Origin of the sequence: Rhodococcus sp. BP-261, from assembly GCF_019835205.1 — a bacterium.
GTDB lineage: Bacteria > Actinomycetota > Actinomycetes > Mycobacteriales > Mycobacteriaceae > Rhodococcoides > Rhodococcoides kyotonensis_B.
In genome coordinates this window covers 230543-248529 of sequence record NZ_JABUCO010000005.1, presented here as the reverse complement: position 1 = coordinate 248529, position 17987 = coordinate 230543, and the positions used below count along the sequence as shown (strand labels likewise).

Sequence of the window (17987 nt, the reverse complement as noted above, 5' to 3'; positions counted from 1 at the left end):
GATCAGCGCTTGCGGTCGGTCGGCCGTCCCAGGACGGGTCCGGCCCACTGCGAGTTCTGCTCGGCCTCGGTGGCAGCACGCCGACGGCGTTCCTGCGCCTCGAGCTGTGCGGTGGTCTTGTTCCATACGGCCTTGAGCCAGTGGAACGTCAGCAGCAGCACGGCGATCCACGCGACGATCAGGCCGATACCCGGGCCGCCCCCGGACACGTCGGACGGCAACGTCTGACGCGACCAGATCGACAGCATCCCGAAGACGCAGGCGACGGCGGATCCGCACAGCGCCGCCCAGGCCAACGCCCAGATTCGCGTCACCAACGCCAGCACCGAGAACACGATGCCGAAGACAAGCACGAACCATTCGAAGATGCGCGACGGCAGTGCGATGGACTCGCCCAGAGCGGACGAGTTGCCGGACAGCACGTCGAAGCCCGTCGCGCCGCCCGCGTGCGGCAACGCGAGCGTGCCGAGCAGAACGAGCACGAGGACGGCGACGACCACCGCTCGCACTCCCGGATCGATCTCGGAGTCGATGCGACGCTCGGCGGTGTCGTAGTCGGGCTTCTGGCCGTCGGGTGTCGTGTTGTCGGGGGTCCTGCGATCGGAACTCATGCGCTGCATCCTGTCTGCACGGGCATCGGAGCCGGGGCGCCGACGGACGGCAGCCCCAGACCGACGCCGATGGGGGCTGTCTTGGGTAGTTCTCCGCGCTCGTAGGCGTCGCCGGCCCTGGTGCGCCGATGCGTCGCAACTCCGGAATCGGCGATCAGGTGGTACGGGGCGGCGGCGGTGACCGTCGTCGTCACGATGTCGCCGGGACGAATCTGCTCGCCGCGGTGATTCTCGGTACCGAAGTGGACGAGCCTGCCGTCGCGGGCACGGCCGCTCATCCGGTGCGTCGCCGCGTTCTTGCGGCCTTCGTTCGAGGCGACGAGCAGTTCGACCTCGGTGCCGACCAGTTCGCGGTTCGCCTCGAGCACGATCTCTTCCTGGAGCGCGATCAGCCGGTTGTACCGCTCCTGCACGACTTCCTTGGGCACCTGGTCGTCCATGTCGGCGGCCGGCGTTCCCGGACGCTTGGAGTACTGGAAGGTGTAGGCGTTCGAGAAGCGTGCGCGACGCATCACCTCGAGCGTCTGCTCGAAATCCTCTTCGGTCTCTCCGGGGAATCCGACGATGATGTCGGTGGTGATCGCAGCGTTCGGCATCGCGGCACGAACCTTGTCGATGATGCCGAGGAACTTCGTCTGCCGATACGAACGTCGCATCGCCTTCAAGATGCGGTCCGAACCGGACTGCAGCGGCATGTGCAACGTCGGGCAGATGTTGGGTGTCGTCGCCATCGCTTCGATGACGTCGTCGGTGAATTCGGCCGGATGCGGCGAGGTGAAGCGGACGCGTTCGAGTCCGTCGATGTGTCCGCACGCCTTCAGCAACGACGCGAATGCACCTCGGTCACGAGGCAACTCGGGGTCGGCGAACGATGCGCCGTAAGCGTTCACGTTCTGGCCGAGCAGCGTCACTTCGAGCACACCCTGGTCGACGAGAGCCTGCACTTCCGCGAGGATGTCTCCCGGCCGACGGTCGATCTCCTTGCCGCGCAACGCCGGAACGATGCAGAACGTGCACGTGTTGTTGCAGCCGACCGAGATCGACACCCAGCCCGCGTACGGCGACTCACGCTTGGCGGGCAGCGTCGACGGGAACGCATCGAGAGATTCGAGGATCTCGACCTGCGCCTCGTCGTTGTGTCGCGCGCGTTCGAGCAGAACCGGCAACGAGCCGATGTTGTGGGTGCCGAAGACGACGTCGACCCACGGCGCCTTGGTGACGACGGTGTCGCGGTCCTTCTGCGCGAGGCATCCGCCGACCGCGATCTGCATGCCCGGGTTCCGACGCTTGGCCGGACGCAGCATGCCGAGATTTCCGTACAGCTTGTTGTCGGCGTTCTCACGCACCGCACACGTGTTGAAGACCACCAGATCCGCGTCGACGCCTTCGGCTGCGGGTACGTACCCCGCGTCCTCGAGCAGGCCCGCCAGACGCTCCGAATCGTGCACGTTCATCTGGCACCCGTGGGTCCGAACTTCGTAGCTCCGCGCGGTGTCGTCGGTGCCGAGGGGGGTATCCAGGTGACTCGTTTCCACCCCTCCAGGGTACGGCCCGGCAGGTCGTGCCGACGCCGGGGACCGACGCGCCTCGAGGACCGGTACCGACCGACAGTAAAGTTTCCATTACATAATCCCCATTGTCGGGTGAAAAGCGCTGCCGACAACCAAACTACGAATAGGGTTCTGCCGTATGACGCACGCTACCGACGCGCCGGCCTCCGGCGCTCTTGCCAAGCGACCCCCGATGATCTCACTGAAGTCGGTTGACAAGCACTTCGGCGATCTGCACGTCCTCAAGAACATCGATCTGGACGTACCGACCGGTCAGGTCGTGATCGTGCTCGGACCGTCCGGTTCGGGTAAGTCGACCTTGTGCCGCACCATCAACCGGCTCGAGCCCATCGATTCCGGCACGATCGAGGTCGACGGTTCCGTCCTCCCCGCCGAAGGCAAGGCGCTTGCCGCGTTGCGTGCGGACGTCGGCATGGTGTTCCAATCGTTCAACCTGTTCGCGCACAAGACGATTCTCGAGAACGTCATGCTGGCTCCGCTCAAGGTGCGCAAGCTGAAGAAGGACGAGGCACGCGAGAACGCGCTGAAGCTCCTCGAACGCGTCGGGATCGCCAACCAGGCCGACAAGTACCCCGCACAGCTGTCAGGTGGACAGCAGCAGCGCGTCGCCATCGCACGCTCCCTCGCCATGAACCCGAAGGTCATGCTGTTCGACGAGCCGACGTCCGCACTCGACCCCGAAATGGTCAACGAAGTGCTCGACGTCATGACCTCGCTCGCGAAGGAAGGCATGACGATGCTCGTCGTCACCCACGAGATGGGCTTCGCGCGCAAGGCAGGCGACCGCGTCATCTTCATGGCCGACGGCGCCGTCGTCGAGGACACCGACCCGGAGACGTTCTTCACGTCGCCGAAATCGGACCGCGCCAAGGACTTCCTGGGCAAGATCCTCGGACACTGAGCGTGTTCGAGCTCGTCGGATCATTCACCGTCACAGCATCACTCGCAGGACCAACCATGGAGGAACACCAGTGAGAATCAACCGCACGCTTCGCTTCGCTGCCGGGATCGCAGCTCTCGCCGTCGTCGCTACCGCCTGCGGCGGCGGCGAAGAGGCACGCAGCGTCTCGTCGAGCGCAGAGAGCGGCAACTTGATCGTCGGCATCAAGTACGACCAGCCCGGCCTCGGCCTCCGCAACCCCGACGGCACCTTCAGCGGCTTCGACGTCGAGGTCGCCAAGTACGTCGCCGGACAGCTCGGCGTGTCCGAGGAGAACATCGAATTCAAGGAAGCTCCGTCCGCACAGCGCGAGACCTTGATCCAGAACGGCGAGGTCGACTACGTCGTCGCTACCTACTCGATCACCGACGCCCGCAAGGAGAAGGTCGGCTTCGCCGGACCGTATTTCGTTGCCGGACAGTCGCTCCTGGTCTCCGAGAGCAACACCGACATCACGGGCCCCGACTCGCTCAACGGCGGCAAGAAGCTGTGCTCGGTCACCGGTTCCACCCCGGCACAGAACGTGAAGGACAAGTACGCCCAGGACGTCCAGCTCCAGGAGTACGACACCTACTCCGCATGCGTCGAGGCCCTGCGTAACGGCGCCGTCGACGCCGTCACCACCGACGACATCATTCTCGCCGGCTACGCGGCGCAGTACCCCGGTGAGCTGAAGGTCGTCGGAGAGCCGTTCACCACCGAGAACTACGGCATCGGCCTCGCGAAGGACGACACCGAGGGACGCAACCAGATCAACGACGCCATCGAGGAGATGGTCACGAGCGGCGCATGGGCGACCGCGTTCGAGGAGACCGTCGGTGCATCCGGGTACGAGCTGCCCGCCGAGCCGACCGTCGACCGTTACTGACGCTCTGCGCCTCGCCCTGGTGCGCACCGAATGTCGGCGCACCGGGGCGAGGCGGCCCATTCGAGCCGATAGGACATCCCCACATTGAACCTTCTGAGCAAGTACGGCGATCAACTCGTCGACGCGTTCATCATGACCATCAAGTTGACGGTTCTGTCCGCGATCGGCGCCCTGATCATCGGTACCATCATCGCGGCGATGCGCGTGTCACCGATTCCGATCGCGCGCGCCATCGCCACCGGATACGTCACGATCTTCCGTAACACTCCCCTGACGCTGATCATTCTGTTCACGTCGTTCGGCCTGTACCAGACGATGGGTGTCGCACTGGCGCCTCAGGATTCTCCGACGTTCTTGGTGGACAACAACTTCCGGCTCGCGATTCTCGGACTGAGTGTCTACACGGCGTCGTTCGTCGCCGAGTCGCTGAGGTCCGGCATCAACACCGTTCCGGTCGGTCAAGCCGAAGCGGGCCGTTCGCTCGGTATGACGTTCACCCAGAACATCACGATCGTCGTTCTCCCACAGGCGTTTCGAGCCGTGATCGGGCCGCTCGGCAGCGTCCTGATCGCACTGACCAAGAACACGACCATCGCGTCCGTGATCGGCGTCGCGGAAGCCTCGCTGCTCATGAAGACGATGATCGAGAACGAGGCCGCGATCTTCGTCGTCGGTGGCATCTTCGCACTCGGCTTCGTCATCCTGACGCTTCCGACCGGGCTTCTGTTCGGCTACCTCAGCAAGCGATTGGCGGTGAAGTGATGAGTGACGCCGTAGCGGTTCTCTATGACGTTCCAGGACCCAAAGCGCGAATTCGCTATCGCATCCTGTCCGGTGTCGTGCTGGTGGTGTCCCTCGGCATCGCCTACCTGATCTACCGCGCGCTCGACGCCAAAGGCCAGTTGACGTCGGACAAATGGGATCCGTTCCTCGAATCGACGACCTGGACCACCTACCTCTTGCCGGGTCTCCAGGGCACCTTGGTCGCGGCCGCGCTGTCGATCGTCTTCGCGCTGATCCTCGGTGCAGTCCTCGGCATCGGCCGACTGTCCGATCATCGGTCGGTCCGCGTCGTCAGCGGCGTGATCGTCGAATTGTTCCGAGCAGTGCCGGTTCTGATCCTGATGATCTTCCTCTACGCGGTGTACGCGGAGTACGAGGTCTTCAAGGTCAAGTACCTGGCTCTCGCCGCGGTGGTCACCGGCCTGACGCTGTACAACGGTTCGGTCATCGCGGAAATCGTTCGCGCGGGCGTCAATTCGCTGCCGAAGGGCCAGACCGAAGCCGCCTCGGCGCTCGGTATGCGTAAGGGCCAGGTCATGAGAATCGTCCTGCTGCCGCAGGCGATCACGGCGATGCTGCCTGCCATCATCTCGCAGATGGTCGTCGCCTTGAAGGACTCCGCGCTCGGCTACCTCATCGGTTACGTCGAAGTGGTCCGCGCCGGTCAGCAGGTCGGTGCGTTCTACGGCAACTACCTGCCGGCTCTGATCATCGTCGCGATCATCATGATCATCGTGAACTCGCTGCTGACGAAGCTCGCGACCGTCGTCGAACGACGGATGCGGCAGAAGAAGCGCAGGACCGGCGGCGGCGGTGTGGTGGCAGCCGCGGACTTCGGTGGCGGCCCGGCCGGAGCAGCCTGATCTCCACGAAATCCTGATCTACGAGGCGTCCACATACGAGGCGAGGCCCGCAACACGGATCGATCGTGTTGCGGGCCTCGCGTTTTCGACGGGTAGTTACGGGTGGACGATCACCCGAGGTGTTCACCGTCGAAGTCTTCGGTGTCGGCACCGAGCGCATCGAGTTCGGACTTGACGATTCCGAACGCCATGCCCTGCGAATAGCCGCGGCGCGCAAGCATTCCGACGAGCCTGCGGACAATCTTGTCTCGTTCTGCACGCGCATCGGGGTCATTCGGACTCGGCAACCGAAGTGTTCGACACTTCTTACGGACCAATTCCGTTGCGCGTGCGCGTTCGTCCTCGCTGTCGATCTGATCCAGCGCGTTCTGCGCGTGCGCACCCGTGACACCCTTGTTGCGGAGTTCCAGGCCGATCGCACGCTTGCCCTTGCCGGAGTACGTGTGCCGCGAGTGCACCCACTGCTCCGCGAACGCGGCGTCGTCGACGAGCTTGGCCGCTTCGAGACGAGCAAGAACGGCAGTGGACACCTCCGCAGAGAAGCCCTTCTTCGCCAGACTCGTCTCGAGCTCGTGACGACTCCGAGCACGGTCGGTCAGCAACCGAAGGCAGACGTCCTTCGCCTGCGCTTCGGTTCCACCACCCTCCACTGCCGGCATCGGAGCGTCAGAAGTCGACCGGAGCAGCCGCGTCGTCGGTGGCCGTGACGTCGGCGCCGATCTGGAGCTTCTCCATGATCTTCTTCTCGATCTCGTCGCGAACGTCCGGGTTCTCGAGCAGGAACTTACGGGCGTTCTCCTTGCCCTGGCCGAGCTGGTCACCGTCGTAGGTGAACCATGAGCCCGACTTGCGGATGAACCCGTGCTCGACGCCCATGTCGATCAACGAGCCCTCGCGGCTGATGCCCTTGCCGTACAGGATGTCGAACTCGGCCTGCTTGAACGGCGGTGCGACCTTGTTCTTGACGATCTTCACGCGCGTACGGTTACCGACTGCCTCGGTACCGTCCTTGAGGGTTTCGATACGACGAACGTCGAGGCGGACGGACGAGTAGAACTTGAGCGCCTTACCACCGGTGGTGGTCTCCGGCGATCCGAACATGACACCGATCTTCTCGCGCAGCTGATTGATGAAGATCGCCGTGGTGCCCGAGTTACTCAGAGCACCGGTCATCTTGCGCAGCGCCTGGCTCATCAGGCGAGCCTGCAGACCGACGTGGCTGTCACCCATCTCGCCCTCGATCTCGGCGCGCGGCACGAGCGCTGCCACCGAGTCGATGACCAGGATGTCGAGTGCGCCGGAGCGAATCAGCATGTCCGCGATCTCGAGCGCTTGCTCACCGGTGTCCGGCTGAGAGACCAGAAGCGCATCGGTGTCGACGCCGAGCTTCTTGGCGTAGTCGGGATCGAGTGCGTGTTCCGCGTCGATGAACGCGGCGATTCCGCCGTTGCGCTGCGCATTCGCCACAGCGTGCAGCGCAACCGTGGTCTTACCGGAGGATTCCGGACCGTAGACCTCGATGACGCGGCCGCGCGGCAGTCCGCCGATGCCGAGCGCGACGTCAAGAGCAATCGAGCCGGTGGGAATGACAGCGATCGGCTGACGAACCTCGTCACCGAGGCGCATCACCGATCCCTTGCCGAAGTTCTTGTCGATCTGCGCAAGGGCGAGATCGAGCGCTTTGTCGCGATCGTAAGCAGGCATCGTGATCTCCTCGTATGGTCTCGTTCAGCTTCGCGTCGAACGTGTTGCCGGTAACGGTAGAGCTAGGCACCGACAGAAAACGTCTCGAACCGCTGCGCACCGAATGACACCAGCATAGGCGAACACGTGTTCGATAGTTCGATTCGGGCTATCGACACGCCGACGGAACTTTCACCAGCGATCGCGCGGCACGTCGAATTCGCTGCACAGGGCACGCCACACGTCGCGTGGATCGACCCCGGCTTCGATCGCTTCGGCCCCGGTCTGCCCGCCCAGGCTCTGGATGACGTGATCGACGAGCATGGAATCTCCCCGAACCTGGCCGAACTCTTCTGTCAGCAACTCACGAAACTCGGTCAGACGCACACGTCAACCGTAACCGACGATGCGTCACCCCAGCGCGCGGTGGCAGACCTCCACGGGGTCCTTCACGTCGGCGGCGCCGGCTGCGGCCGCCTCCGCGGCACGCGCGAACGCCGCATCCCCGATCACACGCAGAACCGCGTCGGCCACTGCCTGTGGGCTCAGCGGCCGAACCACGACGGCGCTCCCCTGCCGTTCGGCGCGATTGGCGAGCTCCCACTGATCCCCGCCTCCGGGAATCGCGACGACGGGTACTCCGTGGATCAGCGCTTTCGCGAGCATGCCGTGTCCGCCGCCGCAGACGACGACGTCCGCGTGCGTCAGCAGCTCGTCCTGACGCCCCAGGCCCGCGTTGGCCCAGCTCGGTAGATCGGCGGGCGGTTCGTCGAGCATCGACGCGACCACCCGGACGCCACGTCCGGACAGGCCCTCCAGGGTCGCGTCGAGCATGCCGTGCGCGCCGGTGAACGCCGTCGACGGCGCCACCATCACGACGGGACCCGAGCCGGACGGGACCGACAACGTCTCGGCCGTCGGCTCCCACAACAGCGGGCCGACGACGTGTGCCTCCGCGGGCCAGTCCGGCCTCGGGACCTCGAGTGCGGGGATGGTCGCGATCAGACGTGCGACGGGCCCAGGATCCTCCGCAGGCAGACCCACGCTCTCGCGCGCGAGACCGCGCTGCGCCTTGCCGCGCGCGATGGACCGTCCCGTCGCGGACCGCATCAGTGCGTCGCGGATCCTCCCGCGGATACCGGTTCCCGGGGCGAGCCCACTGCCGATGGGCGGCAAGCCCTTCGACGGCGCGTACAACGGGTGCGGCGCGAGCTCGACCCAGGGAATGCCGAGACGTTCGGCAGCGATACCTCCTCCCGCCGTCAGGATGTCGGACACGACGAGGTCGGGTGCGACGTCCCTCAGATCGGGAAGCAACTCGGTCGAGATGAACGCGGCGCGCGCGTGAATCCGCTGGCCCGCATCCATGTCGTCGTCCTCCGGGCGCGGCGCGAGTCCCTTCAGCAAGCGAGTGTCGATACCTGCTTCGGTGCCCGCAACCAGCCACCGGGACCCGGTGAACAGAACCGGACTGTCGCCCGCCTCGATCAGCCTCAGGCACAGTGCGATCGCCGGAAAAGCATGTCCTGGATCAGGTCCCGCCACCACTGCTACTCGCACGACGCTCAGCGTGCCACACCCGCGGGTAGCTAGTCGTGTTCGGCGAGCACCCGTGTCGCCGCGTCGACCGCCCGTTCGCGATCCGCTTCCACCAGACCGATTCTCGTCCGTCGATCGAGGAGATCGGCAACGGTGCGGGCTCCTTCGTAACGCACCGCGAACGCGAGTTCGGCGACGGACACGTCGATTCCGTCCGCGACGGGCGCAGTGCCGTCGGGCATCGTGTCGGCGAGGGCGGCCACGAGCGCAGCCTCCGCACCGTATCGGGTCACGAGCCGCTCCGGAACCGGCTCCGCGATCGGCCCGGCGCCGACCAACGGAATCGACGCGGTCCTGCAGGGACCCGCAGGCAGTCTCGTTGCGGCGACAGCGGCGTCGACGGCATGCTCGGCCATCCTGCGATACGTCGTCAGCTTCCCGCCCACGACACCGATCGGTCCGTCGCCGTCGTCGAGAATCGCATGCCGGCGCGAGACGTCGGCAGTGCGCGTAGCGGCCGAAGTCCTACCGCCCGAGTCGAGCAACGGCCGAAGACCGGCGAAGGTACCCACGACGTCGAACACCGTCGGTGCGGGATCGACGGCGGTACCCACGACGTCGAGCAGGAACTCGATCTCGTCGTCGGTCGCGCGCGGCTCGTCGGGAATGGGTCCGTCGGTCGCGACGTCCGTCAGTCCAACGTAGACGCGGCCGTGCGGTGCAGGCAGCGCGAACACGAACCGGTTCCGCTCCCCCGGAATCGGAATGGTCAACGAACTCGTCATCCCGCCGAACGTCGACGCGTCGAACACGAGATGCGTTCCCCTGCTGGGCCGTAACGAGATTCGTGGATCGACCTGGCCCGCCCACACCCCCGCTGCGTTGACGACGACGCCTGCGCGCACTCGCGTCGACGTGCCGGTGTCCCCGTCCGTGAGCAGCGCCGACGTGCGATCGACCTCCGACGCGGCCACACCCGTCAGGATCGACGCACCGTGCAGCGCGGCCGTCCGCGCGACGGTGACGACGAGACGCGCGTCGTCGACGAGTTGGCCGTCCCACGCCATCAGACCCCCGCGTAACCCGTGTCGCTGCACGATCGGCACCTGCGCCGCGACGGCATCGGCACCGATGGACCGCGAATTCGGGAGTACTGCAACGGAAGTGCCTGCGGATCGCCGCAGCACGTCACCGGCCAGGAATCCGGCGCGCACGACCGTGGCCGACGACCGCGACACCTCCGGGAGAAGTGGAACGACCTGAGCCAGACGACGAATCAGATGAGGAGCGGTGCGCGTCATCAGAATGCCTCGCTCGACGGCACTTTCGTGTGCGATGGCGACATTGCCCGACGCGAGGTACCGGAGACCACCGTGGACGAGCTTCGAACTCCACCGGCTCGTGCCGAACGCGAGATCGTGCTTGTCCACCAACACGGTTCGAAGTCCGCGCGACGCGGCGTCGAGCGCGATACCCGCTCCCGTGATGCCCCCGCCGACGACGAGTACGTCGACCGGCGAGCCGTCGAACAGCGCTGCGAGTTCTCGCCGACGGCGGTCGCCGTCGAGCCGTGCGCTCGCCGCAGACGTCACTCGACGCGTGGACTTAGGTAGGCGTCGACGGCGTACGCGAATTCGGCGACCAGAACGTCACCGGGAATTCTGTCGGCCACCATCTCGGCGGACTGAACGGCGGATTGGACCATCAACAGCAACACCGTCGCCATGTGGACCGGCTGTCCCTCACGAATGGAACCGTCCCGCTGGCCGCTCTCGAGGATCGGCGCCAGAGCGTCGATGATGAGCGATTGGCTGGTTCCGAGCCGATGCAGGATGTAGGTCGCGAGAATGTCGGGGTCCGATCGAAGGATCTTGACGAACAACGGGTGAAGCCGCACCCGATCGGCGACGACGGACACCGCGGACGCGAGCTGTTCGCGGGCCTGGGCACCCGCCTCGAACGAGGGCATCACCGAGCCTATTTCACGCGTGAGAAGACTCGACACCACGGCGCGCGTGTCCGCCCAACGCCGGTAGACGGTTGGCCGACTGACCTTTGCGCGGCGCGCGATCTCGGCCAAAGTCGTTCGCCGGACACCGAATTCGAGAATGCACGAGCGCGCGGCGTCGAGCACTTGATCGTCGACGGTCTGCGTCACTTCGGTCCTCGGCGCTTCGGTTGCGACACTCTGGACGACGGACGGCTCGACCACCACTACACCCCGTTCGCAGAAGACATCGGAGCAACTCGCGCTTGCCGAGTTACAAACACCTATGCTGTGTAACACTATAGATCATGCGCGAACAACCCTCGGTGGAGCGGCCCGCATCGCGCGCGCCGATGATGGCGTGGGACGCGTGGGGGTTGCGCGAGCACCAGACACCGCTGCCTGCGCGTACGCGCTCCATCCTGCGTACCGTCCTCGGGCTCGACGCACCGGAATCCGCGCACCGGAACGCCTCCGACGTCCGACTCACCTCGAGCGCACTGACCCACGACGCGCGGCGTGCGCTGGAAGAGATCGTCGGCGAGAACCACGTTGCGACGGGCGACGCGGTGCGTCTGCTACATCTCGGCGGCAAGAGCACGACCGATCTGCTGAACCGACGCAGTCCCGACGCACAGTCCGCGCCCGACGCCGTCGTCTTCCCTGCCGACGCCCGTCAGGTCGAAACGATCTTGACATTCTGCAGCGACGCCTCGATCGCGGTGGTCCCGTTCGGCGGTGGCACCAGCGTCGTCGGCGGTCTCGATCCGGTACGTGACTGGTTCGACGCCGTCGTGGCAGTCAGCACCCGACGGATGTGCGCGCTGACGGATCTCGACCTGGATTCGAGAACCGCTGTACTCCAGGCGGGCGTGACCGGTCCCGAGGCCGAAGAACTGTTGGGCCGACACGGCCTCACCCTCGGGCATTTCCCACAGTCCTTCCAGTACGCCACCATCGGCGGGTTCGCTGCGACGCGGTCGTCGGGACAAGCGTCGGCGGGATACGGTCGATTCGACGACATGGTCGAGTCGCTCACCGTTGTGACGCCGACCGGTGTCGCCCGGCCGGGCCGAGCACCTGCGTCGGCTGCCGGACCGGACCTGCGCCAGGTGTTTCTCGGATCCGAAGGCACGCTCGGCATCATCACCGACGTCACCGTCCGGGTGCGTGAGGCCCCCGAGACCACGGCGTACCGCGCGTGGCGATTCCCCGACTTCGCCGCGGGCGCGGAGGCGTTCCGCATCATCGCAGACCTCCCCGGTCGGCCGACGGTCATGCGACTGTCCGACGAGGCCGAAACCGGCATCAACGCAGCGCTGTCCGGTCACGACGATGCACCCCAGGGCGGCTGCCTCGCGATCATGACGTTCGACGGAACTGCATCCGACGTCGCACGCCGGGTTGCCGACGTCGACGACGTGCTCGAGCGCTCCGGCGGATCCTCCGTCGACGAGGGTGCGGCACGGGCATGGGAACGCGGCCGCTTCGATGCGCCGTACCTCCGCGATTCGCTACTGGACGTGGGCGCTCTCGCAGAGACGCTGGAAACGGCGGCGCGGTGGTCGTCGCTGAATTCCGTCCGAACGGCCGTCGCGAGTTCGCTCGTCGAATCCCTCGGTGCCGCAGGGACTCCGGCCGTCGTCATGTGTCACATCTCGCACGTCTACGCGACCGGCGCATCGCTGTACTTCACCGTCGTCTGCGCTGCGGCAGCCGACCCGATCACTCAGTGGTCAGGCGCGAAAGCCGCCGCGACCGACGCGATGGTGGGGTCGGGCGCAACCGTCACTCACCATCACGGCGTCGGCAGCGACCACCGCGCGTGGATGCCGCAGGAAGTCGGTGCAGTCGGCGCCGCGATCCTTCGTTCGATCAAGTCGGCGGTCGATCCCGCAGGAATTCTGAATCCTGGCAAGCTGATCCCATGACTCGATCGGTCACGGTCCTGACCAACCCCGTTGCGGGGAACGGCCGTGCGCCCGCCGTGACCGAGGCCGTCACCACGCGACTACGGGAGCGGGGTCTGGATGTCACGACGGTGGTGGGCCGCACCCCCGGCGACGCACTCGACGCGACCCGGCGCATCGTCCGCACCGGGTCCGACACCGTCGTGGTCGTCGGCGGTGACGGCATGGTCAATCTCGCCCTGCAGGCCGTCGCCACCACGTCGACGGCACTCGCGGTGGTGCCTGCGGGCACCGGTAACGATCTTGCGCGGTTGCTCGGTGTGCCGCACGGCGATCCGGCCGCTGCCGCGGACATCGTCGCACGCAATTCTCGGCGCACGATGGACCTCGGCCGAGCCGACGGTCGGTGGTTCGCGACGGTACTGTCCAGCGGATTCGACAGCCTCGTCACCGAGCGCGCCAACCGGCTCCGATGGCCGCGGGGTCCGTTGCGCTACAACCTCGCGATGGTGCTCGAACTGACGAAGCTGCGCCCCATTCCGTATTCGATCGAACTCGACGACGTGACACTCGATCTCGAGGCGACGCTGGTAACCGTGGGCAACGGACCCACGTACGGCGGCGGAATGGCGATCTGTCCCGACGCCCGCGTCGACGACGGCCTACTGGACGTCACCGTGGTCCGCGCGAGTTCGCGGACACGTCTCGTGCGACTGTCCCCCACGCTGTACAAGGGAACGCACGTCGAGCTTCCCGAGGTCGACGTGCACCGCTCGTCTCACGTGAGATTGACGGCGCCGGGGATGGTCGCGTATGCCGATGGCGAACGGTTTCCGCCACTTCCGGTCCGCATCGAGGCGGTCCCGCGAGCGGTGACGGTGCTCGTCGGCGAGACGTCACCGCTGCACGGCAGTGCTACAGCTTCGTGAGGTCGCGGTTCTCGGCCGAGCCGATGGCCTTGACGAGCCAGTAGATTCCGAACGCGATCGCGGCCGCGACGGCCACCCAGAACAGCCCCTTGACGACTGCTCCCAGGACGGCGAACGCGATCCAGACCAGGACGATGATTCCGAGGATTTTCCAGAGCATGGCTTTCCCTTCTTCGTGTGTCGAGATCGATCCTCACACGGCGGAAGCGGGAAATCACCAGGTCAGCAGTGAGTTCAGGGAAAGATGGGGGAACACCCTGAGGCCGTTCGCCTAGGGGTGACGACGCCGGATCTCGGCGAGTTCGGCGAGCGCAGTCGCCCATCCGTCGAGCCGATCGGTCGCCGACGTCAGCTCGGCGCGCCGCATGTCGATTGTGCTCGACGGTAACTGTGCGGGCGCCGTCAACCGTGCAGCAGCGGCAACGAGTTCCTCGAACTGATCGACGCCGCGATCCAGCTGGTCTGCGGCGCCCCGAATCGTCGGCGCGAGATGCTCGGCCGCTGCACTGTTCGACGCGGCCGCGCGTTCCATCGACACGACGTCGGCCGACATCGCCGTGAGTGCGTTCGCCGCTGATGTGGCGACATCCGTCGTCTCCGCCAGTTCGACCGGGTCGACGGACTCGGAACGCGCGAGTATGCCGGTGAGCTCGTACAGACTCCGCTGGGCACCGGTGAGACGCGTCATGGGCGCGTGAGCCGCCGACGAGCGGTCCGGCAACGTGGCACGACCGGGCCGCGCAGGAGGCAGCGGCTGCGCTTTCAGCGTGCGATAGCGACCTATCGCCAACACCGCCGGGACCGCGAGCACCAGGGCACTGCCACCGGTGGCGACCATCGTCCACTCGGGCATCGACGTCACCGCGAGCCCCGCCGTCGACACGGCCGACACTCCCGACGCGCCGCCGAACCACGACCCACGACGACGGGCACGCCGAATTCGACGAATCTGCTTCTGGCGCGGATCGTTCCATCGGCTGGCGGCGTCGACGAGCGATTCGCCCATCCTGCGCGCCGAACTCGCGGCGCCGCGCACGCGGGGCACCGTCTGCGAAACGGGCATGGCCGACCACTGTCGTGGTCGGCCATGATCCTGGCTGTTCATCGTCCGAGAAATCTGTCCGTGTCAGTTCTGAACGGGAGGTTCCGGCGTGGTGTTCGGCTTGGCAATCGACGGCTTCTGCGCGGCCGTGTTGCCCGACGGCAGCGAGTCGCCCGCCATCGAGGCACGGATCTGCTCGAGCCTGCTGTGTCCTGCCATCTGCACCGACGCCTGCTGAACTTCCATCATGCGGCCGGACACCGAGTTCTGAGCCAGCTCGGCCGAACCGAGCGCGTCCGCGTAACGACGTTCGATCTTGTCGCGCACTGCGTCGAGGCTCGGCGTGTTTCCGGGGGCAGCCAGCGTGCTGTCCATCGACCGCAGCGACTCGCTGACCTTCTCCTGCATCTTCGCCTGCTCGAGCTGGCTGAGCAGCTTAGTGCGCTCGGCGACCTTCGCCTGCAACGCCATGGCGTTCTGCTCGACTGCCTTCTTGGCCTGCGACGCCGCCTGCAACGACTGGTCGTGGAGCACCTTCAGGTCCTCGACACCCTGCTCTGCCGTGACCAGCTGAGCGGCGAACGCCTCGGCCGCGTTGGTGTACTGCGTCGCCTTCTCGGTGTCACCCGCGGCAGCTGCCTGGTCCGCCAACGTGACGGCCTGACGCGCGTTCGCATTCAGCTTCTCGACCTCGTCGAGTTGACGGCTCAGCTTCATCTCCAGCTGACGCTGGTTGCCGATCACCGAGGCGGCCTGCTGGGACAGCGCCTGATGCTGCCGCTGCGCGTCCTCGATTGCCTGCTGAATCTGAACCTTGGGGTCGGCCTTCTCGTCGATCTTGGAATTGAAGAGCGCCATCATGTACTTCCAGGCCTTGACGAAAGGATTAGCCATGGGTTGATCCTGCCTCCATCTCAGGGCGCCGCGTCAGACGCGTGTGGGTCGATGCTGGTGTCGTGCGAACTGCAAGTTTCACACTAGCGCCGATGACGAATCAGGCGGCAGCAAGTGCGCGTGCAGGGGCTGGAATGACCACTCGGGTGTCTCCGGCGATACGCGGCGACTGCTCGGCGGCGTCGACAGTGGGCTTCTCGGCTGCAGTCGACTCGGACAGGCTCTCGCTGACGTCGTTCAGGACGTCGGACAGCGGAACCGCCAGGGCTTCGCAGATCGCGTTCAGGAGCTCACTCGATGCCTCCTTGCGTCCACGTTCGACCTCGGACAGGTATCCGAGGCTGACGCGGGCGGTGTTCGAGACCTCGCGCAACGTGCGACTCTGCGCAACGCGAGTGCGCCGCAGACTGTCGCCGAGTGCTTCACGCAATAGCAGCGCCATCTCGCTCCTCCTCAGAGTCTGTGAACCGTCGTAAGCTACAACGCTCGACACGGTCCGATTGGTTCCCGACCCTATACGTCCGTACCGCTCAGCACGCGTCGGAGCAGTTCCGACACGGCTTCACGGACTGTATCCCGTCGGATCGTCCAGCGGTCGCCCGACAGTCGGAGTTCGTTCACGTCGGTGCCGTCGGGGCCCGCGATACCGACGAAGACCGTGCCCACGGGATGCCCGTCCTGCGAATCGGGTCCCGCGACTCCGGTGAGTCCGACGCCCCAGTCGGCCGAGCAGGTTCGGCGGGCACCGTCCGCGAGGGAGGCGGCCGTGGTGGCCGCGACCGGCCCATCGGTATCCAGCACGTCGCGATCGACGCCGGCCAGCGTCGACTTCAGATCGGTGGCGTAGACGACCAGTCCGCCGCGCAACACCGCGCTCGCGCCGGGGACGCCTGCCACGGTTGCGGCCAGCAGGCCCGCCGTCAGCGACTCGGCGGTCGCGACGGTCTGGCCGCGACGCGTCAGCTCGGCGACGAGCCGGTCCACCCCGATTCCGTCCACGAGCGGATCCGTCACGACGACGACACTCCACGCCGCAGACGGACGGCCTGTACGACGTAGTCGAGACCGGTGTAGACCGTCAGGAAGACCGCGAGTCCCATCAGCGTCACCGATGCGAAGCGAACTTCGTCCGGCAGCGGGGCGAGATACATGCCGATCGCGAAGCTCTGCACGAGAGTCTTGACCTTGCCGCCGCGACCCGCGGGAATGACGCCGTGCCGGATGACGGCGAAGCGCACCAGGGTGATGCCCACCTCGCGCACCGCGATGACGACGGTGACCCACCACGGCAGGTCACCCAGTATCGACAATCCGATCAGTGCCGCACCGATGAGCGCTTTGTCGGCTATCGGGTCGGCCATCTTGCCGAAGTCGGTGACGAGACCGTACTTCCGGGCGAGCTGGCCGTCGATTCTGTCGGTGATGGCCGCCGCCGCGAACACGACTGTCGCGCCGATGCGCCACGTCGTGTCGTGGCCGCCGTCGGCGAACAGGACGACGAGAAACACGGGTACGAGCGCTATACGGAGGACCGTGAGCACGTTGGCTATGTTGACGACGGGTACGGGGTCGGAACTTCCTGTCGTGGAATTGCCGTGTGGCAATCGAGAGCTGGGAACGACGGGTTCGGTCATACTGCCCCGCCCCCGCGCGAGCTCGGTCGACAACGATGTCCTTGCCGCAGGGGAAGCTCTTCGGTGACGGACACACGGAAAGAATATCGGTTGGGGCGTTGACTACTGTTCACCACATGACTTCTGCGCCGAACCGGGCGAGTCGACTGGGCGTCGACGCGACCGAAGAACCAGCACCTACCGACGTCGCCCGGCCACACGGCGGCGACGAACTGCAGGTTCGACGCGCGCGCACGTCCGACATCCCCGAGATCAAGCGGCTGATCGACATCTACGCGGGCAAGATCCTGCTGGAGAAGAACCTCGTCACGCTGTACGAGGCGGTGCAGGAGTTCTGGGTCGCCGAGCGCGCAGGCACGGTCATCGGCTGCGGCGCGCTGCACGTCCTGTGGGCGGATCTGGGCGAGGTGCGCACCGTCGCGGTCGATCCGTCGGCCAAGGGTCACGGCGCGGGCCACCTCATCGTCGAGAAGCTGATCAGCGTCGCGCGTGAGTTGTCGCTCGGCCGTCTGTTCGTACTGACCTTCGAGGTCGACTTCTTCGCACGCCACGGATTCGCCGAGATCGACGGCACCCCGGTCACCGCCGAGGTGTACGCCGAGATGTGCCGGTCCTACGACACCGGCGTCGCCGAATTCCTGGATCTGAGCTACGTGAAGCCCAACACACTCGGCAATACCCGCATGCTGCTGTCGCTCTGACAGGATTCGTGCTGTCCCTTTCTCACTGCTCG

21 protein-coding genes are annotated in these 17987 nt (G+C 66.0%); 7 read left to right on the top strand and 14 right to left on the bottom strand.

The annotated features are described in order from the left end of the window. Nucleotides 1–2: 2 nt before the first annotated feature. Both HQ354_RS08685 and miaB read right to left on the bottom strand, forming a co-directional pair. Nucleotides 3–611, bottom strand: coding sequence for a hypothetical protein (locus HQ354_RS08685; RefSeq protein ID WP_068429207.1), 609 nt, complete (start codon nucleotides 609–611; stop codon nucleotides 3–5). Next, on the bottom strand, nucleotides 608–2131 hold the full coding sequence (miaB, locus tag HQ354_RS08680; RefSeq protein WP_084423889.1) for a tRNA (N6-isopentenyl adenosine(37)-C2)-methylthiotransferase MiaB: 1524 nt from the start codon (nucleotides 2129–2131) through the stop codon (nucleotides 608–610). Before miaB ends, HQ354_RS08685 begins: the two co-directional genes overlap by 4 nt. Nucleotides 2132–2354: 223 nt before the next feature. Here miaB and HQ354_RS08675 point away from each other — a divergent pair, with 223 nt between their 5' ends. The 4 genes from HQ354_RS08675 (at nucleotide 2355) to HQ354_RS08660 (ending at nucleotide 5636) form a co-directional block, all read left to right on the top strand. After that, nucleotides 2355–3083: an amino acid ABC transporter ATP-binding protein gene (locus HQ354_RS08675; protein ID WP_174551469.1), complete on the top strand. Its 729-nt coding sequence runs from the start codon at nucleotides 2355–2357 to the stop codon at nucleotides 3081–3083. 70 nt (nucleotides 3084–3153) lie between these two features. Continuing rightward, nucleotides 3154–3990, top strand: coding sequence for a glutamate ABC transporter substrate-binding protein (locus tag HQ354_RS08670; RefSeq protein WP_068428906.1), 837 nt, complete (start codon nucleotides 3154–3156; stop codon nucleotides 3988–3990). A gap of 84 nt (nucleotides 3991–4074) precedes the next feature. Further along, nucleotides 4075–4752 carry an amino acid ABC transporter permease gene (locus tag HQ354_RS08665; protein WP_068428901.1) on the top strand — a complete coding sequence of 226 codons (678 nt, stop codon included), beginning with the start codon at nucleotides 4075–4077 and terminating at the stop codon, nucleotides 4750–4752. Then, entirely contained in the window at nucleotides 4752–5636 is an 885-nt protein-coding gene (locus tag HQ354_RS08660; protein ID WP_068428900.1) for an amino acid ABC transporter permease, read from the top strand. Before HQ354_RS08665 ends, HQ354_RS08660 begins: the two co-directional genes overlap by 1 nt. Nucleotides 5637–5746: 110 nt before the next feature. Here the strand turns inward: HQ354_RS08660 and HQ354_RS08655 are convergent, their stop codons facing one another. The 6 genes from HQ354_RS08655 to HQ354_RS08630 all read right to left on the bottom strand — a co-directional run bounded on the left by HQ354_RS08655 (nucleotide 5747) and on the right by HQ354_RS08630 (nucleotide 11070). Next, on the bottom strand, nucleotides 5747–6295 hold the full coding sequence (locus HQ354_RS08655) for a regulatory protein RecX (RefSeq protein ID WP_222634565.1): 549 nt from the start codon (nucleotides 6293–6295) through the stop codon (nucleotides 5747–5749). A 7-nt stretch (nucleotides 6296–6302) separates the two neighbouring features. After that, on the bottom strand, nucleotides 6303–7340 hold the full coding sequence (gene recA / locus HQ354_RS08650; protein WP_068428896.1) for a recombinase RecA: 1038 nt from the start codon (nucleotides 7338–7340) through the stop codon (nucleotides 6303–6305). Nucleotides 7341–7511: 171 nt separating this feature from the next. After that, complete coding sequence (locus HQ354_RS08645) at nucleotides 7512–7706, bottom strand: DUF3046 domain-containing protein (RefSeq protein ID WP_068428893.1); 195 nt, start codon at nucleotides 7704–7706, stop codon at nucleotides 7512–7514. A gap of 24 nt (nucleotides 7707–7730) precedes the next feature. After that, nucleotides 7731–8879 carry a glycosyltransferase gene (locus tag HQ354_RS08640; RefSeq protein WP_222634566.1) on the bottom strand — a complete coding sequence of 383 codons (1149 nt, stop codon included), beginning with the start codon at nucleotides 8877–8879 and terminating at the stop codon, nucleotides 7731–7733. A 29-nt stretch (nucleotides 8880–8908) separates the two neighbouring features. Beyond that, on the bottom strand, nucleotides 8909–10450 hold the full coding sequence (locus HQ354_RS08635) for a glycerol-3-phosphate dehydrogenase/oxidase (RefSeq protein WP_222634567.1): 1542 nt from the start codon (nucleotides 10448–10450) through the stop codon (nucleotides 8909–8911). Further along, nucleotides 10447–11070, bottom strand: coding sequence for a TetR/AcrR family transcriptional regulator (locus tag HQ354_RS08630; RefSeq protein WP_374107321.1), 624 nt, complete (start codon nucleotides 11068–11070; stop codon nucleotides 10447–10449). The genes HQ354_RS08635 and HQ354_RS08630 overlap by 4 nt, the downstream gene beginning before the upstream one ends. A gap of 83 nt (nucleotides 11071–11153) precedes the next feature. On the opposite strand from HQ354_RS08630, the gene HQ354_RS08625 reads away from it, so the two are divergent. Together HQ354_RS08625 and HQ354_RS08620 are read left to right on the top strand one after the other, a co-directional pair. After that, entirely contained in the window at nucleotides 11154–12776 is a 1623-nt protein-coding gene (locus tag HQ354_RS08625) for an FAD-binding oxidoreductase (RefSeq protein ID WP_374107322.1), read from the top strand. Then, nucleotides 12773–13684 (top strand): diacylglycerol kinase, encoded by a 912-nt coding sequence (locus tag HQ354_RS08620; RefSeq protein WP_222634568.1) that lies wholly within the window; start codon nucleotides 12773–12775, stop codon nucleotides 13682–13684. Before HQ354_RS08625 ends, HQ354_RS08620 begins: the two co-directional genes overlap by 4 nt. Here HQ354_RS08620 and HQ354_RS08615 read toward each other — a convergent pair. The 6 genes from HQ354_RS08615 to pgsA form a co-directional block, all read right to left on the bottom strand. After that, nucleotides 13671–13844 (bottom strand): hypothetical protein, encoded by a 174-nt coding sequence (locus tag HQ354_RS08615; RefSeq protein ID WP_165839664.1) that lies wholly within the window; start codon nucleotides 13842–13844, stop codon nucleotides 13671–13673. The two genes, HQ354_RS08620 and HQ354_RS08615, sit on opposite strands and share 14 nt — an antisense overlap. A gap of 111 nt (nucleotides 13845–13955) precedes the next feature. Then, the gene (locus HQ354_RS08610) at nucleotides 13956–14747 is read right to left on the bottom strand and encodes a hypothetical protein (protein ID WP_222634569.1); all 792 of its coding nucleotides are present in this window, start codon (nucleotides 14745–14747) and stop codon (nucleotides 13956–13958) included. 63 nt (nucleotides 14748–14810) lie between these two features. Beyond that, nucleotides 14811–15620, bottom strand: coding sequence for a phage shock protein PspA (pspA, locus tag HQ354_RS08605; RefSeq protein WP_068428877.1), 810 nt, complete (start codon nucleotides 15618–15620; stop codon nucleotides 14811–14813). Nucleotides 15621–15720: 100 nt separating this feature from the next. Further along, complete coding sequence (locus tag HQ354_RS08600) at nucleotides 15721–16062, bottom strand: helix-turn-helix domain-containing protein (protein ID WP_068428874.1); 342 nt, start codon at nucleotides 16060–16062, stop codon at nucleotides 15721–15723. A 71-nt stretch (nucleotides 16063–16133) separates the two neighbouring features. Further along, nucleotides 16134–16634 carry a CinA family protein gene (locus tag HQ354_RS08595; protein ID WP_068428871.1) on the bottom strand — a complete coding sequence of 167 codons (501 nt, stop codon included), beginning with the start codon at nucleotides 16632–16634 and terminating at the stop codon, nucleotides 16134–16136. Continuing rightward, nucleotides 16631–17254: a CDP-diacylglycerol--glycerol-3-phosphate 3-phosphatidyltransferase gene (pgsA, locus tag HQ354_RS08590; RefSeq protein WP_068428868.1), complete on the bottom strand. Its 624-nt coding sequence runs from the start codon at nucleotides 17252–17254 to the stop codon at nucleotides 16631–16633. Before pgsA ends, HQ354_RS08595 begins: the two co-directional genes overlap by 4 nt. 116 nt (nucleotides 17255–17370) lie before the next feature. Here pgsA and HQ354_RS08585 point away from each other — a divergent pair, with 116 nt between their 5' ends. Next, on the top strand, nucleotides 17371–17955 hold the full coding sequence (locus tag HQ354_RS08585) for an amino-acid N-acetyltransferase (RefSeq protein ID WP_371828812.1): 585 nt from the start codon (nucleotides 17371–17373) through the stop codon (nucleotides 17953–17955). Nucleotides 17956–17987: the final 32 nt, after the last annotated feature.

Excerpts from the sequence above, each read along its gene's own strand:
- recA (WP_068428896.1), bottom strand. The coding sequence starts at position 7,340 with ATGCCTGCTTACGATCGCGACAAAGCGCTCGATCTCGCCCTTGCGCAG.
- HQ354_RS08625 (WP_374107322.1), top strand. The coding sequence starts at position 11,154 with ATGCGCGAACAACCCTCGGTGGAGCGGCCCGCATCGCGCGCGCCGATG.
- HQ354_RS08620 (WP_222634568.1), top strand. The coding sequence starts at position 12,773 with ATGACTCGATCGGTCACGGTCCTGACCAACCCCGTTGCGGGGAACGGC.
- HQ354_RS08655 (WP_222634565.1), bottom strand. The coding sequence starts at position 6,295 with ATGCCGGCAGTGGAGGGTGGTGGAACCGAAGCGCAGGCGAAGGACGTC.
- HQ354_RS08660 (WP_068428900.1), top strand. The coding sequence starts at position 4,752 with ATGAGTGACGCCGTAGCGGTTCTCTATGACGTTCCAGGACCCAAAGCG.
- pgsA (WP_068428868.1), bottom strand. The coding sequence starts at position 17,254 with ATGACCGAACCCGTCGTTCCCAGCTCTCGATTGCCACACGGCAATTCC.
- HQ354_RS08615 (WP_165839664.1), bottom strand. The coding sequence starts at position 13,844 with ATGCTCTGGAAAATCCTCGGAATCATCGTCCTGGTCTGGATCGCGTTC.
- HQ354_RS08585 (WP_371828812.1), top strand. The coding sequence starts at position 17,371 with ATGACTTCTGCGCCGAACCGGGCGAGTCGACTGGGCGTCGACGCGACC.
- HQ354_RS08610 (WP_222634569.1), bottom strand. The coding sequence starts at position 14,747 with ATGCCCGTTTCGCAGACGGTGCCCCGCGTGCGCGGCGCCGCGAGTTCG.
- HQ354_RS08600 (WP_068428874.1), bottom strand. The coding sequence starts at position 16,062 with ATGGCGCTGCTATTGCGTGAAGCACTCGGCGACAGTCTGCGGCGCACT.
- HQ354_RS08685 (WP_068429207.1), bottom strand. The coding sequence starts at position 611 with ATGAGTTCCGATCGCAGGACCCCCGACAACACGACACCCGACGGCCAG.
- HQ354_RS08675 (WP_174551469.1), top strand. The coding sequence starts at position 2,355 with ATGATCTCACTGAAGTCGGTTGACAAGCACTTCGGCGATCTGCACGTC.
- pspA (WP_068428877.1), bottom strand. The coding sequence starts at position 15,620 with ATGGCTAATCCTTTCGTCAAGGCCTGGAAGTACATGATGGCGCTCTTC.